Genomic DNA, 16,183 nt, shown 5'->3' on the forward strand with positions numbered 1-16,183 from the left:
ACAGCGCGCGCCGAGGGATCGTCACGTTCGGCGTCCTAGGATCAGGGAATGGGTCAGTACGGACGAGAGCACGGCACGACGGGGCCCAACCCGATCTCGGAGAACACGCAGCCGGTCCTGGCGCCGCGGATGCGGTTCCTGCGCAGCGAACCGGTCACCGAGCCGCTGCCCATCGCCGATGCGCTGAAGAACACTCCCTACCGCGACCCGAACGTCCTCGCGGGAGTCAGCGACGACTCGGCCCAGTACAAGGCGCTCGACATCGCCGTGCGCGTGGGGGAGTTGTTGCTGCGCTGCGGGGCGAGCACGCGTGACGTCGAGTCGAGCGTCGTCGCCGTCGCCGCATCGGCGGGGCTGCGCCGCCTCGAGGTCGACATCACGAACCAGGCGCTGCTGCTGCAGACGCCGTCACCGCATCCGGGCCATCCGCCGCTGACGATGCTGCGCGTCGCCCGTTCGTCGACGCGTGACTTCTCCCGGCTGACGGCCGTGCACCAGTTCGTCGAGCGCCTCGTCGCGGGCGGCATGGATCTCGACGAGGCGACGAAGCAGTTGCGGCGCATCCAGCGGATGCCGCGGCTGTACCCGCGATGGCTCGTCTCGGTCGCGTTCGGTGGTCTCGCCGCGTCGGTCGCGACGATCCTCGGTGGTAGCTGGATGGCCGTCGCCGTCGCGTTCGTGTCGGCGATCATCGTCGACCGCATCGGGCGCGTGCTGAGCAACCTGGGGGTGCCGAGCTTCTACTCGGCGGCCGCCGGCGGACTCGCCTCGACGATGCTCGCGTGGCTCGCGTACATGTCGCACCAGAGTCATCTCGTCGGCGAGTTCGTCGCCACCCACCTGCCCGGCTCGATGACGATGGCCGACTTCGCGTACGCGATCTCGGGCGGCATCGTCGCGCTGCTGCCCGGTCGTCAGATGGCGTCCGCGGTCGAGGACGCCGTCACCGGCTATCCCGTCACCGCCTCCGGGCGCGTGTTGACGGTGATCCTCGCCTGCGCGGGCATCACGGTCGGCGTCGGTGCTGGGTTGTCCTTGACGCTGAGTCTCGACAACGCCCTCGACCTCGGGCTCCAATCGCCCGGGGTGCTGCGTTACGACTCGCCGTCGACGACTTTTCTGCTCCAGGTTGCCTGCGGTGCGCTCGGTGCGGTCTGCTCGGCCGTGACGATGCGTTCGCGTGTCCGGATGCTCGTGCCGACGGCCGTCATGGGCGCCCTGGGCGTGGGCAGCGTGACGTTCCTCGTCAGCTCCATCGGCCTCGGCGCGACGACGGCGACCGCGATGGCCGCGACGGCCGTAGGGTTCTGCGCGCGACTGCTCGCGCTGCGCCTGGGCGCCCCCGCGCTCGTGCTCGTCATGCCCGCGGTCTCGCCGATGCTGCCCGGCCTGCGCATCTTCCGCGGCATGTACGAGTCCGTGTCGGGTTCACTGCTCGGAGCGACGCGCGTGGCGCAGTCCGGGGTCGGGGTGACGACGATGCTCGGCGCCGTCGGGATCGCCCTCGCGCTGAGCACGGGGGCGCTTCTCGGGGACGTGCTGTCGGCGCCTTTCGACCGCCCGATCGTGCAGCGCCGCAGGGCTCGTCGCCGCTGACGGGCGGGGGGTTCTCGCGCGCGGCGACGGCGGGGGCCGCGGTGATTCACATTTTGTGACGTAGGTCGCGTAACGTTCTCCTCGCTGTGGCGATGTCGTGAGTGTCGCCCAAGCGGCTCACAACTCAACACACCAAGAATTCGCGGGCAGCGCCAACGCCAAACCTCGTCGGGCGCCGCTTCATTCGCACCGTGCGAACCGCAGACGAGGGTGGGGGACCCACTCGTGGCACTCGTTGAGTGCCTTGGGGTGAAGCCGGTCCCGAACCGGCCGAGCACCTGACCGCTCGAACCCGACAGCTCACCTCACCGGCGTCGTCAGGAAAGGAAACACCTCCATGGGTTACACCCCGAAGCACTCCGCTCCCTCCGACTCGACCATGGGTCGCAAGGCTGCGGGCGTCGCCCTCGTCGGTGCCGCCACCGTCGGCGCCGGCGTCACGAGCGCCACCACCGCCTCGGCCGCACCGGCCGGTTCGGTCTGGGACCGCGTCGCCGCCTGTGAAGCGGGCGGCAACTGGCACATCAACACGGGCAACGGCTTCTACGGCGGCCTGCAGTTCACGCAGCAGACGTGGGCCGGCTTCGGTGGCACGCAGTACGCCGCTCGCGCCGACCTCGCCACGCGCGAGCAGCAGATCGCGATCGCCCAGAAGACCCTCGCCGTCCAGGGCCCCGGCGCCTGGCCCGTGTGCTCCGTGCGCGGTGGCCTGACCCGCGCCAACGGTGGCAGCACCGCTGCGGCTCCTGCCGCTGCGGCCGCGAACACGCAGGTGTCGCGTTCCACCGCTCGTTCTGCCGTCAAGGCTCCCGCCGCGACGTCCGGCAAGCTCGCCGTCGACGGCAGCCTCGGTCGCCAGACCGCTCGCTCGCTGCAGGCCTGGGTCGGCACGTACCGTGACGGCATCGTCGGCCCGCAGACGAAGATGGCCCTCCAGCGCGCGGTCGGCACGACGCCCGACGGCATCATCGGCCCCCGCACGGTCGCCGCGCTGCAGTCGAAGCTCGGCATCTCCCAGGACGGCGCGACCTACCTCAACGCCCGCACCGTCCGCGCCCTGCAGGCGTACCTGAACAACCACTGATCGCACGTCTGATCGCCTGATCGACGACGAGGGCCCCACCGCTTCGAAGCGGTGGGGCCCTCGTCATGTGCCCTGGCCGGGCAGGCGGGCGGTGAGAGCTGGAGATGGGACTCGAACCCACAACCACCTGTTTACAAGACAGGTGCGCTACCGATTGCGCCACTCCAGCACACTGCCGGTATCGGCAGCCCTATAAATCTTATACGAGGCGGGTCGCGATGCCCGTCCCTTCGGGCGACGACCTACGATGAGGGCATGAATCTCAAGCCTGCAGCAGACGTCGAAACCGCACCCGTGGCCGCCCTCGGTCTCCTCGGCGGTTACCTCACCGCCCGTGAGACGGGCATCCGTCCGCTCGGGGGTGTCGTGCTCGCGCTCGCCGGCGGGTACGCGGGCCGCACGTGGCTCGCCAAGGGCGGCGCGGCCCAGACGGCGGCGCTGACCGCCGTGTACGTCGGCGGGTTCGGCGCCTCGCACCCGCTCGCGAAGAAGATCGGCGCGTGGCCGTCCGTCGTCGGGGTGGCGGCACTGTCGGCGGCGGCGTCGTACGTCCTGATCGACCGCCACTGAGCGGGCCCGCCCCCGAGGCTCGGCCTGCCTGAGTGCGCGGGGATACACTGACGTGTTTTGTTCGAAGGCCGCGACGAGGTGAGGAGTGGCATGCCCGACTCCCTCACGCCTGCCGAGCGTTCGATGCGCGACCTGACGCCGTCGCGTGACGACTTCTCGCTGAGCACCACCGAGCCGCCGCCCCGCTTCGTCAGGGCGCTCGTGCGCCCGCTCGGTGGCCGCCCGGCGCTACTCATCGAGTTGTTCCTGTTCTGGATGTTCTTCCAGTACTTCACGTTCGCGCAGGAGCACATCCGCGGAGAGCACGACGAGTCGGTCCGGCATGCGCACCGCCTGTTCGACCTGGAGCAGTGGCTGCACATCGACATCGAACGATGGCTCAACTCATCGCTCGCCGAGGTGCCCGTCCTCGCGCAAGGCGCCGGGTACTACTACGGCATGGTGCTCGCGACGGTGCCCATCGCGCTCGCGTGGGCCTGGTGGATGAACCCGGACGGGTTCCGGCGCCTCAGACGGTTGCTCATCGCGATGACGCTGCCCAGCCTGCTCGTGTTCTGGTTGCTGCCGATGGCCCCGCCCCGGTTCGCCGTCGACGGCATGATCGACATCAACGCCGTCTACAACATCATGGGCGGCCGCCTCGCGCGTGACCCGTCGCAATCGGCCAACCTGTACGCCGCGATGCCGAGCCTGCACTGCGCCTGGTCCACCTGGGTCGCCTACGTCGTGTACGACACGTGGAAGCGGCGCCGGCCCGTGTGGGCCCGCGCCGCCTGGCTCTACCCGCTCGTCACGTACTGGGACGTCATGGCGACGGGCAACCACTTCGTCCTCGACGTCGTCGGTGGCATCGCACTCTTCGGTTTCGGCCTGCTGTACGTCAACCTGCTGCGCGGGGCCGAGGTGAAGATCTGGGACGAGGACCCGGGGTTCACTTCGGCGGCATACGCAGCGCACCGTCGAGACGAATGACCTCACCGTTGAGCAGCGGGTTCGCGACGATGTGCTCGACGAGTGCCGCGTACTCGCTCGGGCGGCCGAGGCGCGAGGGGTGCGGCACGACCTTGCCGAGCGATTCGCGCGCCGCTTCCGGCAGCCCCGCGAGCATCGGCGTCTCCATCGTGCCGGGCGCGATCGTCATGACGCGGATGTGGCTGTCGGCGAGGTCGCGGGCGGCGGGGAGCGTCAGCCCGACGATGCCGCCCTTGCTCGAGGCGTAGGCCGCCTGACCGATCTGGCCGTCGTAGGCGGCGGCGCTGGCCGTCATGACGATGACGCCGCGGTCACCGTGTGCGTCCGGTGCGCCGTCGTCGGTGGGGGAGGGCTCGTTCGCGACCATCGCCTCGGCGGCCAGACGCAGCACGTTGAAGGTGCCGACGAGGTTGATGTCGATGACGGTGCGGTACTTCTCGAGCGCGTGGACGCCGTTCTTGCCGAGCACGCGCCCCGGGGTGCCGACCCCGGCGCAGGCGACGGCGATGCGCAGCTCACCGAGTTCGGCGGCGGCGTTGACGCCCTGGCGCACCTGCTCCTCGTCGCGCACGTCGGTGGGGACGAACAGGGCGCGCTCGCCCAGGTCGTCGGCGACGGCCTGGCCGTTCGAACTCGGTAGGTCGGTGATGACGACGGCCGCGCCGTCGGCGTGCAGACGGCGGGCGGTGGCCTCGCCGAGGCCCGAGCCGGCACCGGAGATGAGAGCGACGGTGTGCTGCGTGATCTTCATGTGACGCACTCTAACGAGCGGTGCGAATGAAATGTGGGGTGGGTCACCCTCGTTCCCGCGGCGCCTGGCTCGTCGTGTCGCTCCGACGACGCGGCGGCCCCGCCTCCGTGCGCCCAGATGCACCTGCGTGCAAGAGCACCCGGGTGCATCTGGGCGCAACAGGGTCGGGCGAGGCCGTCGCGATGGTGCAGGAGGGCAGGAGGAGCTCGCGCGCTGAGGGGTCAGCGGTACAGCGTGACGTCGGTGGCCTTGACGCTCGCTGCGACGTGCGAGCCGCGGTGCAGGCCGAGTTCGGTGACGGCCTCGAGCGTCACGTCGGCCACGAGATCGGCCGCGACGCCTGCGTCACCCCGCAGGTGCACGCGGGCCGACGTCCCGGTGTGCTCGATCTGCTGCACGACGAGCGGCCAGGTGTTGCGAGGCGATCCGGCGGGCACCTCGCGCCACAGCGAGACCGCGGTCGGCGCGAAGGCCGCGAACGCCCGCTCGCCCGACGGCGGCACGTCGGCGGCCATGATGCGGGCGCCACCCGGCGTCGTGATGGCGCGACCGTCGCTCGTCCCTCGCCACAGGTTGAGGCCGACGACGCGGGCGGCGAACGCCGTGCGCGGATAGCGCACGACCTCCTGCGGCGGGGCGAGCTGCGTCACGCGCCCGGCTTCGAGGAACAGCAGCCGGTCGGCGAGCGTCAGTGCCTCCAGCGGGTCGTGGGTGACGAGCAGGGTGACGGCGTCGGTGCGCGCGAGGCGCTCGCCGAGCAGCGCGCGCAACTCGTCGCGGCCGCTCTGGTCGATGGCCGAGAGCGGCTCGTCGAGCAGCAGCACCCGAGGGGCGAGGGCCAGTGCACGGGCCAGAGCGACGCGTTGTGCCTGGCCTGACGACAACTCGTGCGGACGGCGGCTCGCGAGGTCGGCGATGCCCACCTGCTCGAGCTCCTGCCGCGCACGACGGCGCGCGGCGGAGCGCGATACGCCCCGCGCCCGCAGCCCGAACGCGACGTTCTCGAGGGCGTCGAGATAGCCGAAGATGTCGCCCGCCGCGGTCATGAGACCCACCTGACGGCGGCCGGGGGGCACGGCGTGACCGCGCCCGTCGTCCCAACAGGCTTCCCCGACGCGCAGCTCACCGCTCGTGAGATGTTCGAGGCCGCTGATGCCGGCCACGAGCGTCGACTTGCCGCTGCCGTTGGGGCCGAGCACCCCGAGCACCTCGCCCGGAGCGCACGTGAACGCGGCCTCGAGCTCGAACGAGCCGCGCCGCATCGTGCCGGCGAAGCTCAACCCCTCCGGTTCGGGCGTCTCAGGCGGTTCGGGCGAGAAAGACGGGTTCATCGCACACCGCTCCAGCGTCCGCGCAGCAAGGCGAGCACGACGAGGCAGATGCCGAGCATGAGGGCCGCGAGGGCGGTGGCGGCGTCCTGACTGATGTCGAGCGCCTGATACACCGCGAGGGGGCCCGTCTGGGTCGTGCCGGGGAAGCTGCCGGCGAAGGTCATCGTCGCCCCGAACTCACCGAGAGCGCGTGCCCAGGAGAGCGTCAACCCCGCGAGCAGGCCGGGCGCCGCCATCGGGATGAGGACGCGGCGCAGCGTGTACCAGCGGCTCGCGCCGAGCACGGTGGCGGTGCGCGCCCACCGAGCGTCGATGCCGCGGAACGCGCCTTCGGCGGCGACGACGAAGAACGGCATCGCGACGAACGTCTCGGCCAGCACGACGCGCACCCACGAGTAGGGCAGCGACGTGCCGAAGCTGTCCTGCAGCACCGTGCCGATGAGGCCGCCGCGCCCCCACGCGTCGAGCAGGGCGACACCGGCGACGACGGGCGGCAGCACGAGGGGGACCGTGACGAGTGCCCGCAGCCACGCGGCGGCACGCCCCCGCAGGCGTGAGAGCCACCAGGCGAGCGGGGTGCCGAACAGTGCGGACAGGGCTGCCGTCGTCGTCGTGGTGCGAAGCGACAGCAGGAGAGCTTCGCGTGTGCCGGCGGTCTGCAGGTCGGCGGCGAAGTGCGACCAGCGCACCTCCAGCAGCAGCGCAACGAGCGGGACGACGACGAACGCGACCGCGACCGCTGCGAACACCCCGAGCACCACACCGCCGGCATCGGGGGCGCGGCGGGTGGGGCTCGTTCTGCTGGCGCTGGGGGCGCTCACGTCAGCTCGGCGAGCCGAACCCGGCGTCGCTCAGCACCTTGCGGCCCTCGGCGCCGGTGATGAGCTGCACGAACTGCTTGGCGTACTCGTTGTTGCTCCACGTCGCGATCGGCAGCGTCGTCTTGACGTTCGAGCCGGACGCGATATCGACGCCCGTCACCTTGTCACCGGCGGCCTTGACGTCCGTGCGGTACACGACCGCGGCGTCCGCGTCACCGGAGGAGACCTTCGCGAGCGTCGACTTGACGTTCTGCTCGTAACTGACGACGTGCGCGTGGACGTTCGCCTTCGCCAGCGCCTTGTCGGCGGCGCGCCCGCACGGCACGGTCTTGGCGCACAGCACGGTGCTGACCTTCGCGAGGCTCGCGAGGTCGGTGACGTGGCCCGGGTTGCCCTTGGGCGTCGCGATCTCGAGTTCGTTCGTCGCGAAGTCGGTCCAGGTCTTGCCCTGCGTGATGTCGGCCGGCATCGTCTTGGGCGTCGTCGTGTCGGCCATGGCGACGACGTCGGCCGGTGCACCACCCTTGAGTTGGCGCACGATGTCCTGGCTGCCTGCGAAGCTCATCTTGATCTCGACGCCGGGGTGGTTCTTCTCGAAGTCCTCGGCGAGCTTGGTGAAGCTCTCGGTGAGCGAGGCCGCGGCGAGGACGGTGATGGTCTTGCTCGAGCTCGCCGTGGCCGAGGAGCTGCCGGCGGCGTTCGAGCCCGACGAGTTCGTGCTGCTCGACCCGCCGCAGCCGGACAGACCCAGCACGGCGGCGGATGCGGTGGCGGCGGTCGCCGTCGTGAGGGAACGATTCATCCTCGTGGCCTTCTGTCTCTCGGTCGGCTGATCGGATCGGTTCTCGGGGCGAGGACGCCGGGGTGGTCAGGCCCGTCGGAACAGCTCGGGGGCGACGCTCGGGTCGATCGGCATCGGGTGGGGGCGTTTCGCCTCACGCCCGTCACCCGAGCTCGTGCCGCGCAGGCGGCGTTCGATCCACGGGCCGAAGTATTCCTTCGACCACTCGGCGTTCTCCGCCAGGCGCTGACGGGCTGGCTTCGGTTCGAGCGGCGGGAGCAGGTCGAGCCAGTCGCCCTCGGTCGGCAGGCCCAGCGTCCACGCCGCCTGCTGCGCGACACGGCGGTGGCCCTCGGGGGACAGGTGCAGGCGGTCGGCACCCCACATGCGCATGTCCCGCAGTGCACGCATGCCCCACACGTCGAGCACGTAGCAGTCGTGTCGCTGCGCGATGCCCCACAGGTTCGCGATGTGCCAGCTGATGCGCGGTCGCAAGCGGGTCATGATCTTCGAACCCGTGGGGTTGACCATCGTCGCGAGCATGACGTCGGCTCCGGCGTCCTTGAGGCGGACGACGGCGGCCTCGAGCTGATCGGCAACGTCGTCGAGGTCGACGTTCGGGCGCATGATGTTGTTGCCGCCGCCGACCATGCTGACGAGGTCGGGCTGCATCGCGAGCGCGGCGTCGAGCTGCGGGCCGACGACGTCGGCGAGCAGCTTGCCCCGGATCGCGAGGTTCGCGTACTCAAATGCGTGCCCCGCGCCGTCGGCGACCTGAGCGAGGTCGACGGCGAGCCGGTCGGCCCAGCCGAGGTAGGCGTCGTCCTGACGCGGGTCGGGGTCGCTCATGCCCTCGGTGAAGGAGTCACCGATGGCGACGTAGCGCCGCCACGTCCGCTCGTGGCCGCTGCGGGCCGCGGGCGCCTCTTCGGCGGTACGGGTGTCGGGGGTCGTGTCTGTCACGGGATGCGCCAATCGATCGTGTGCGTGCCGAGTTCTTCGAGCAGGGCGTTGGTGCGGCTGAACGGCTTGCTGCCGAAGAAGCCGCCGCGGGCCGACAACGGTGAGGGGTGGGCCGACTCGACGGTCGGCGTGTCGCCGAGGTGCGGCGCGAGTGAGCGCGCGTCGCGCCCCCACAGGATGGCGACGAGGGGCTGCTCGCGCTCGACGAGCGCGTTGATCGCCGTCGCGGTGACGTGCTCCCAGCCCTTGCCGCGATGGCTCGCCGGCTTGCCGGGCTGCACCGTCAGGACGCGGTTGAGCAGCAGCACCCCCTGATCGGTCCACGCCGACAGGTCACCGTGCTCGGGTGGGGTGATATCGAGGTCGTCGTGCAGTTCGGTGTAGATGTTCGCGAGGCTGCGGGGGATGGGCCGCACGTCGGGTGCGACGGCGAAGCTCAGGCCGATCGGGTGCCCGGGCGTCGGGTATGGATCCTGGCCGACGACGAGGACGCGCACCTCGTCGAACGGCTGCGTGAACGCGCGCAGCACGGCGTCGCCCGCAGGCAGGTAGCCGCGCCCCGCGGCCACCTCGTCACGCAGGAACGCCCCCGCGGCGGCGATGTGCTCGGCGGCGGGCGCGAGGGGTTCGACCCAGCTCGGGTGGACGAGTTCGTCGTACGGACGAGGCATGTGTCCAACCTATCGCGCGGGTCTGACAACCCGCCCCGAGCGCGGTTGGAACGGGCCGGGCGGCCTCGTATCCTGAGCGGATGGCCATGATCGAGACCCCCGCGGGTGCCCACGTGCCCGGTGACGCCGACGCGCCCGGGCTGAGCGAGCGCGACCGTGCGATGCTCGCCTTCGAACGCGAGTGGTGGAAGCTGCCCGGCGCCAAGGAAGCGGCGATCAAGGAGCGCTTCGGGCTGACGAGCACGCAGTACTACCAGCAGCTCAACAAGCTCGCCGACACCGAGGCGGCGCTCGCCGCGGATCCGTTGCTCGTCAAGCGGATCCAGCGACGCCGCGCGGGGCGTCGACGCACCGTCTGAACCGCGGCTCAGCGCGCCGCCACGTCCCCACATGTCGCCGCTCTCGTGGCGCCGCAGCCCATCTTGGCAGCCGCACGACAGACGTCGGGGTGCCGCTGTGAGCGAACAACACGCGGGTGCGCGCGCGGAGGGTTTGCACTCGGTGGGGGCGAGTGCTAATCATGGGGTTAGCACTCTGATCGTGAGAGTGACAAAAGCCTGACTGCAGCAGTGAGGGTTCGGGGCGCGCCGACATGACCGGCGCGTGATCGGGTCCGTCCGTCGCGGGCGCTGATGTGGTCGATCCGAACGTCACGTGGAGGAACCACAGCCATGGCCAAGACCATTGCTTTCGACGAGGAGGCCCGTCGCGGCCTCGAGCGCGGCATGAACACGCTCGCCGACGCCGTGAAGGTGACCCTCGGCCCCAAGGGCCGCAACGTCGTCCTGGAGAAGAAGTGGGGCGCCCCCACGATCACCAACGACGGTGTCTCGATCGCCAAGGAGATCGAGCTCGAGGACCCGTACGAGAAGATCGGCGCCGAGCTCGTCAAGGAAGTTGCGAAGAAGACCGACGACGTCGCCGGTGACGGCACGACGACGGCCACCGTCCTCGCCCAGGCGATGGTGCGCGAGGGTCTGCGCAACGTCGCGGCCGGCGCGAACCCGATGGCGCTGAAGCGCGGCATCCAGACGGCCGTCGACGCCGTCAGCAAGCAGCTGCTCGAGCACGCCCAGGAGATCGAGACGAAGGAGCAGATCGCTGCGACCGCGTCCATCTCCGCCGCTGACCCGCAGATCGGTGAGCTCATCGCCGAGGCGATGGACAAGGTCGGCAAGGAAGGCGTCATCACGGTCGAGGAGTCGAACACGTTCGGCCTCGACCTCGAGCTGACCGAGGGCATGCGCTTCGACAAGGGCTACATCTCGGGCTACTTCGTCACCGACACCGAGCGCATGGAGGCCGTCCTCGACGACCCGTACATCCTCATCGTCAACTCGAAGATCTCGAACATCAAGGACCTGCTGCCCGTCCTGGAGAAGGTCATGCAGTCCGGCAAGCCCCTCGCGATCATCGCCGAGGACGTCGAGGGCGAGGCCCTGTCGACGCTCGTCGTCAACAAGATCCGCGGCACGTTCAAGGCCGTCGCCGTCAAGGCTCCCGGCTTCGGCGACCGCCGCAAGGCGATGCTCGGTGACATCGCGATCCTCACGGGCGGCCAGGTCGTCTCCGAGGAGGTCGGCCTCAAGCTCGAGTCGACCGAGCTCGACATGCTCGGCCGCGCCCGCAAGATCGTCGTGACGAAGGACGAGACGACGATCGTCGAAGGTGCCGGCGACGACGAGCAGATCAAGGGCCGCGTCGCTCAGATCCGCGCCGAGATCGAGAACTCCGACTCCGACTACGACCGCGAGAAGCTGCAGGAACGCCTCGCGAAGCTCGCCGGCGGCGTCGCCGTCATCAAGGCGGGTGCCGCGACGGAGGTCGAGCTCAAGGAGCGCAAGCACCGCATCGAGGACGCTGTGCGCAACGCGAAGGCAGCCGTCGAGGAGGGCATCGTTGCCGGTGGTGGCGTCGCGCTCATCCAGGCGACGAAGGACGCCGAGTCGGCCTTCTCCGCTCTCGAGGGCGACGAGGCGACGGGTGCGAACATCGTTCGCGTCGCTGCCGAGGCTCCGCTCAAGCAGATCTCGACGAACGCGGGCCTCGAGCCGGGCGTCATCGTCGAGAAGGTGCGCTCGCTTCCCGCCGGTCAGGGTCTGAACGCTGCGAGCGGTGAGTACGTCGACATGATCGCCTCGGGCATCATCGACCCGGCGAAGGTGACGCGTTCGGCGCTGGAGAACGCTGCGTCCATCGCGGCGCTGTTCCTCACGACCGAGGCCGTCATCGCTGACAAGCCGGAGAAGAACGCCGGCGCTGACGCTGCGGCGGGCATGGACGGTGGCATGGGCGGTATGGGCTTCTGAGAAAGCGCGCCTCCACGGGCTGACGCCCGCCTGAGTGAATGCTCGGGCGGGCGTCAGCCTTTTGTCGTCCAGGGAGCACTTCCTCTCGCGATGTTGCCCCGGGTTTCGGGCGTGCCGCGTCTCGAATCGCAGGCAACATCGAGGCGGTTGACATGCGCATCTGCGCATATGAAACTAAGTGCATGTCGTTGCAGCATGCGTTGCTCGTGTCCCTCGCCGAGCGCGAGGCGAGCGGGTATGACCTGACGCGGCGCTTCGACCGTTCGCTCGGGTTCTTCTGGAGCGCGACGCACCAGCAGATCTACCGCGTCCTCGCCAAGATGGCGGACGCAGGCCTCGTCGAGGTCCGCACCGAGGCGGGCGATGGGCGCCCCGACCGTCGCGTCTACACGATCGCCCCGGCCGGTCGCGCGGAACTACTCGCGTGGACGCGCACTCCCACCCCGAGCGAGACGCTGCGCTCCGAGTTCGCCGTCAAGGTGCGCGGCATGCGCTTCGGCGACGCGGACGCCGTCGTCGCCGACATCCGCCGTCATCGCGACGAGCACGCCGCCCAGCTCGCCTACTTCGAGGCCAACTGCGCGAGGCACTACCCCGATCCGTCATCCCTCAGCGACGAGGAGCGTCCGACCTACGCCGTCCTGCGCGGGGGCATCCGCACCGAACGCGCCATGCTCGAGTGGTGCGACGAGATGGTGGCGCTGCTGAGCGGCGAGACGCTGCCCACCTCCTGCGTGCAGGTGCACCCGGGTGCACCTGCACGCAGGGGTGAAGACGGTGATGAGGCCGAAAACCTGAACGTGGACGCCGACGGGAACCTCGCGGCGAGCGTCGCCGTGGACGACAGACCGCACGACGTGAACGACAGACAGCCCGACAACGAACGCACCCCAGCACCCGGGAGAACACGATGAGTTACGAGCACCTGCTCAGCCCCCTCGACGCCGGCGGCATCACGCTGAAGAACCGCGTCATGATGGGCTCGATGCACACCGGCTTCGAGGACAAGGCGAAGGACTTCCCGCAGCTCGCGCGCTACTTCGCGGCACGTGCGGAGGGCGGCGTCGCGCTCATGGTGACGGGTGGTTTCGCGCCTAACATCACCGGCCAGCTCGGGCCGATGGGTTCGATGCTGACGGCGAAGCGGCAGCTCGGGCGGCACAAGCTCGTCACCGACGCCGTCCACGAGCACGACGGGCGCATCGTCATGCAGATCCTGCACGCGGGCCGCTACGGCTACACGCCCTGGAGCAAGAGCGCGTCCAACAAGAAGTCGCCGATCACGCCGTTCGGCACGCGCGCGATGAGCACGAAGGACGTCGAGAAGACGATCCGCGACTACGCGAACTCGGCGCGCCTCGCGAAGGAGGCCGGCTACGACGGCGTCGAGATCATGGGCTCCGAGGGCTACCTCATCAACCAATTCCTCGCCGCCCGCACGAACGACCGCACCGACCGTTTCGGTGGCTCCGCCGAGAAGCGCATGACGCTGCCGCGCGAGATCGCGCGCGCCGTCCGCGATGCCGCCGGCGACGACTTCCTCGTCCTGTACCGCATCTCCGTGGCCGACCTCGTCGACAACTCCCAGACGTTCGAGGAGATCGCGACGCTCGCGCAGCACCTGCAGGGTGACGTGTCGATGTTCAACTCCGGCATCGGCTGGCACGAGGCGCGCATCCCGACGATCGTGACGTCGGTGCCGCGCGCCGCGTTCGCGTGGGCGACGGGCAAGCTGCGCGCCGAGGTCGACATCCCCGTCATCGCGAGCAACCGCATCAACACCCCCGAGGTGGGCGAGCAGATCATCGCGGATGGTCTCGCGGACATGGTCTCGATGGCGCGTCCGCTGCTCGCGGACCCCGACTTCGTCAAGAAGGCGCAGGCGGGCCGCGCCGACCTGATCAACACGTGCATCGCGTGCAACCAGGCGTGCCTCGACCACACGTTCAGCGGCAAGAAGGTGAGCTGCCTCGTCAACCCGCAGGCCGGTCGCGAGGGCGAGCTCGTCCTGCTGCCCGTGCCGAAGCCGCGCGCCAAGCGCGTCGCCGTCGTCGGCGCGGGCCCCGCAGGTCTCGCCGCCGCGACGAACCTCGCCGAGCGCGGCCACGACGTCACCCTCTTCGAGGCACGCGACCACCTCGGCGGCCAGTTCCGTCTCGCGATGAACATCCCCGGCAAGGAAGAGTTCGCCGAGACGCTGCGCTACTTCATGACGCGGCTGGACGAGTTGAAGGTGGACGTCCGCCTCTCGACACGCGCCGACGCCGAAACGCTCGACGGTTACGACCACGTCGTCCTCGCCACGGGCGTGACGCCGCGTCGCCCCGCCATCGAGGGCATTGACCACGCGAAGGTCGTCATGTACGACGAGTTGTTGCGCGGTGAGAAGGTCGCCGGTGAGCGCGTCGCCGTCGTCGGTGCCGGTGGCATCGGCTTCGACGTCAGCGAGTACCTGCTGCACGAGCCGCACGAGAACCTCAAGCACTGGATGGAGCGCTGGGGCGTCACCGAGTCGGAGAACGTGCCCGGCAACATCGTCGAGAAGGTCACGGAGAAGCCGCGCCGCCAGGTCTACCTCGTGCAGCGCAAGCACACCGCGCTCGGCAAGGGTCTGGGCAAGACCAGCGGCTGGGTGCACCGCCAGACGCTCAAGGACTCGAAGGTCGAGTTCATCGGCGGCGCCACCTACGACAAGGTCGACGACGCCGGCCTTCACCTGACGATCACGCCCACGCCGCCGCGGGCCGTCGGGCCGCTGACGAAAGCGTCGAAGAAGACGGGCCTGCCCCTGACGATGGTGCCGCAGCTCAAGGCCCTCGACGCGAAGTACGCGAGCGTCCCCGCCGAGGCGAAGGCGAAGTTCGAGGGACAGGAGCCGACCAAGCGCGTGCTCGACGTCGACACCGTCGTCATCTGCGCGGGTCAGGAGTCGGTGGCCGACACGTTCGGTCTCGACCCGGCGAAGGTCACCGTCATCGGCGGCGCCGACGTCGCCGCAGAGCTCGACGCGAAGCGCGCCATCAAGCAGGCCACGGAGCTCGCCGCGGCGCTGTGACGAACCGTCGGGCCCGACACGTCGTCGGGCCCGACGGCCGGCAGGTGCCGCGCTCAGGCGGTGACCCAGCGGCGCACGTTGTTGTCCTCCGCCGTCGAGTACTCGCTGCTCGTGAGGTGCAGCGTCGAGCTGATCGTGTCGAGCGTCGACTTCAGCTTGTTCATGTCGGTGTTCCACGTCGTCATGAGCGAGGTGAAGTTCGTCTGCGCCGAACCCTTCCACTGCGTCTGCAGCGTCGTCAGCTTCGTGTTGAGGTTCGTCAGCGACGTCTCGAGGTCGGTGACGAGCGTCGCGGTGTCGGTGCCGTGAGCGGAGATCGCGTCGGAGTCGACGGTGTACTGCGATGCCATGATGTGCCTTTCGTGGGGCGCGCGGGCTGCTCCCGTGGCGCTTGCCTCCGACGGTAGGCCGACGGCGCCCACCCGTGCTTCGGGCCGTCCACAGGGCCGCGCAGCCGTCACAGCTGTGGACGAACGAGCCGGTCTCGCGGCCCGGGGGACGGTTGTCGGTGCGGACGGCTACCTTGGCATCATGACGAAGCGTGTGGTGGCAGCCGAGGCCGACGGCCTGACGATGGCCTACGGCGAGGGTGACGCCCGGGTGCTCGCCCTCGACGGGGTGAGCCTCGAGCTGTTCGAAGGCGAGTTCACCGCCGTCATGGGCCCGAGCGGCTCGGGCAAGTCGACGCTCATGCACTGCCTCGCGGCGCTGGAGACGCCGTCGTCGGGGCGGGTTTTCATCGGTGACATCGAGGTCAGCTCCCTCGACGACAAGCGCCTCACGCGCCTGCGGCGCGACCACATCGGCTTCATCTTCCAATCGTTCAACCTCGTGCCGACGCTGACGGCGCGCGAGAACATCATGCTGCCCGCCTCGATCGCGGGCAGAAAGGTCGATCAAGAGCTGTTCGACGACGTCATCGACGCCGTCGGCCTGCGCGAACGGCTCGGGCACCGTCCGAGCCAGCTGTCCGGCGGCCAGCAGCAGCGCGTCGCGTGCGCGCGGGCGCTCGTCACGCAGCCCGACATCATCTTCGCGGACGAACCGACCGGCAACCTCGACTCCCGCTCGGGCGAAGAGGTGCTGTCGTTCCTGCGCCGCAGCGTCGACCGACTCGGCCAGACCATCGTCATGGTGACGCACGACCCCGTCGCCGCGGGCTTCACCGACCGCGTCGTCTTCCTCGCGGACGGACGCGTCGTCGACGAGATGCGTGAGCCGACGTCCGAGCGCGTCCTCGATCGCATGAAGGCGTTCGACGCCGCCGCGAGGCGCTGAC

General features: G+C 69.9%; 16 protein-coding genes, 1 tRNA gene and 1 riboswitch. Of the genes, 9 read left to right on the plus strand and 8 right to left on the minus strand.

The genetic code is table 11. From position 1 onward, the window contains the following. The first annotated feature begins 48 nt into the window (after positions 1–48). A complete protein-coding gene (locus ABH936_RS11965; protein ID WP_404603347.1) occupies positions 49–1,596 on the plus strand; it encodes a threonine/serine exporter ThrE family protein in 1,548 nt (515 codons plus the stop codon). A gap of 177 nt (positions 1,597–1,773) precedes the next feature. After that, a riboswitch (cyclic di-AMP (ydaO/yuaA leader) is annotated at positions 1,774–1,927 on the plus strand. A gap of 6 nt (positions 1,928–1,933) precedes the next feature. Further along, positions 1,934–2,680, plus strand: a complete 747-nt coding sequence (locus tag ABH936_RS11970; RefSeq protein ID WP_404603348.1) for a transglycosylase family protein — start codon at positions 1,934–1,936, stop codon at positions 2,678–2,680. Between the two features lie 96 nt (positions 2,681–2,776). Here the strand turns inward: ABH936_RS11970 and ABH936_RS11975 are convergent. After that, a tRNA-Thr gene (locus tag ABH936_RS11975) sits at positions 2,777–2,849 on the minus strand. A gap of 86 nt (positions 2,850–2,935) precedes the next feature. On the opposite strand from ABH936_RS11975, the gene ABH936_RS11980 reads away from it, so the two are divergent. Next, a complete protein-coding gene (locus ABH936_RS11980) occupies positions 2,936–3,250 on the plus strand; it encodes a hypothetical protein (protein ID WP_006943710.1) in 315 nt (104 codons plus the stop codon). Positions 3,251–3,340: 90 nt separating this feature from the next. Further along, positions 3,341–4,222, plus strand: coding sequence for a phosphatase PAP2 family protein (locus tag ABH936_RS11985; protein WP_281711938.1), 882 nt, complete (start codon positions 3,341–3,343; stop codon positions 4,220–4,222). On the opposite strand, the gene ABH936_RS11990 is transcribed toward ABH936_RS11985, so the two are convergent. From ABH936_RS11990 to ABH936_RS12015, 6 genes are all read right to left on the minus strand, one after another. Beyond that, positions 4,182–4,973 carry an SDR family NAD(P)-dependent oxidoreductase gene (locus tag ABH936_RS11990; protein WP_404603349.1) on the minus strand — a complete coding sequence of 264 codons (792 nt, stop codon included), beginning with the start codon at positions 4,971–4,973 and terminating at the stop codon, positions 4,182–4,184. The genes ABH936_RS11985 and ABH936_RS11990 overlap by 41 nt on opposite strands. A gap of 221 nt (positions 4,974–5,194) precedes the next feature. Beyond that, entirely contained in the window at positions 5,195–6,304 is a 1,110-nt protein-coding gene (locus ABH936_RS11995) for an ABC transporter ATP-binding protein (protein ID WP_404603350.1), read from the minus strand. Continuing rightward, a complete protein-coding gene (modB, locus tag ABH936_RS12000; protein WP_313956482.1) occupies positions 6,301–7,125 on the minus strand; it encodes a molybdate ABC transporter permease subunit in 825 nt (274 codons plus the stop codon). Before modB ends, ABH936_RS11995 begins: the two co-directional genes overlap by 4 nt. A 1-nt stretch (position 7,126) precedes the next feature. Beyond that, positions 7,127–7,927, minus strand: a complete 801-nt coding sequence (modA, locus tag ABH936_RS12005) for a molybdate ABC transporter substrate-binding protein (RefSeq protein ID WP_006943714.1) — start codon at positions 7,925–7,927, stop codon at positions 7,127–7,129. A gap of 66 nt (positions 7,928–7,993) precedes the next feature. Continuing rightward, positions 7,994–8,869, minus strand: coding sequence for an SGNH/GDSL hydrolase family protein (locus ABH936_RS12010; protein ID WP_404603351.1), 876 nt, complete (start codon positions 8,867–8,869; stop codon positions 7,994–7,996). Continuing rightward, positions 8,866–9,540: a uracil-DNA glycosylase gene (locus tag ABH936_RS12015; protein WP_006943720.1), complete on the minus strand. Its 675-nt coding sequence runs from the start codon at positions 9,538–9,540 to the stop codon at positions 8,866–8,868. Before ABH936_RS12015 ends, ABH936_RS12010 begins: the two co-directional genes overlap by 4 nt. Before the next feature lie 80 nt (positions 9,541–9,620). Here ABH936_RS12015 and ABH936_RS12020 point away from each other — a divergent pair, with 80 nt between their 5' ends. From ABH936_RS12020 to ABH936_RS12035, 4 genes are all read left to right on the plus strand, one after another. Then, the gene (locus ABH936_RS12020) at positions 9,621–9,899 is read left to right on the plus strand and encodes a DUF3263 domain-containing protein (protein ID WP_006943707.1); all 279 of its coding nucleotides are present in this window, start codon (positions 9,621–9,623) and stop codon (positions 9,897–9,899) included. 312 nt (positions 9,900–10,211) lie between these two features. Then, on the plus strand, positions 10,212–11,849 hold the full coding sequence (gene groL / locus ABH936_RS12025) for a chaperonin GroEL (protein WP_006943711.1): 1,638 nt from the start codon (positions 10,212–10,214) through the stop codon (positions 11,847–11,849). A 182-nt stretch (positions 11,850–12,031) separates the two neighbouring features. Further along, complete coding sequence (locus ABH936_RS12030; RefSeq protein ID WP_404603352.1) at positions 12,032–12,763, plus strand: PadR family transcriptional regulator; 732 nt, start codon at positions 12,032–12,034, stop codon at positions 12,761–12,763. Further along, the gene (locus ABH936_RS12035) at positions 12,760–14,904 is read left to right on the plus strand and encodes an FAD-dependent oxidoreductase (RefSeq protein WP_404603353.1); all 2,145 of its coding nucleotides are present in this window, start codon (positions 12,760–12,762) and stop codon (positions 14,902–14,904) included. Before ABH936_RS12030 ends, ABH936_RS12035 begins: the two co-directional genes overlap by 4 nt. A 53-nt stretch (positions 14,905–14,957) precedes the next feature. Here the strand turns inward: ABH936_RS12035 and ABH936_RS12040 are convergent, their stop codons facing one another. Further along, positions 14,958–15,254 carry a WXG100 family type VII secretion target gene (locus ABH936_RS12040; protein ID WP_006943722.1) on the minus strand — a complete coding sequence of 99 codons (297 nt, stop codon included), beginning with the start codon at positions 15,252–15,254 and terminating at the stop codon, positions 14,958–14,960. A gap of 181 nt (positions 15,255–15,435) precedes the next feature. Here ABH936_RS12040 and ABH936_RS12045 point away from each other — a divergent pair, with 181 nt between their 5' ends. Continuing rightward, positions 15,436–16,182, plus strand: a complete 747-nt coding sequence (locus tag ABH936_RS12045; protein WP_083803167.1) for an ABC transporter ATP-binding protein — start codon at positions 15,436–15,438, stop codon at positions 16,180–16,182. The last annotated feature ends 1 nt before the right edge of the window (position 16,183 follow it).

The organism is Dermacoccus sp. GAS27A, from assembly GCF_044909235.1.
GTDB classification, from domain to species: domain Bacteria; phylum Actinomycetota; class Actinomycetes; order Actinomycetales; family Dermatophilaceae; genus Dermacoccus; species Dermacoccus nishinomiyaensis.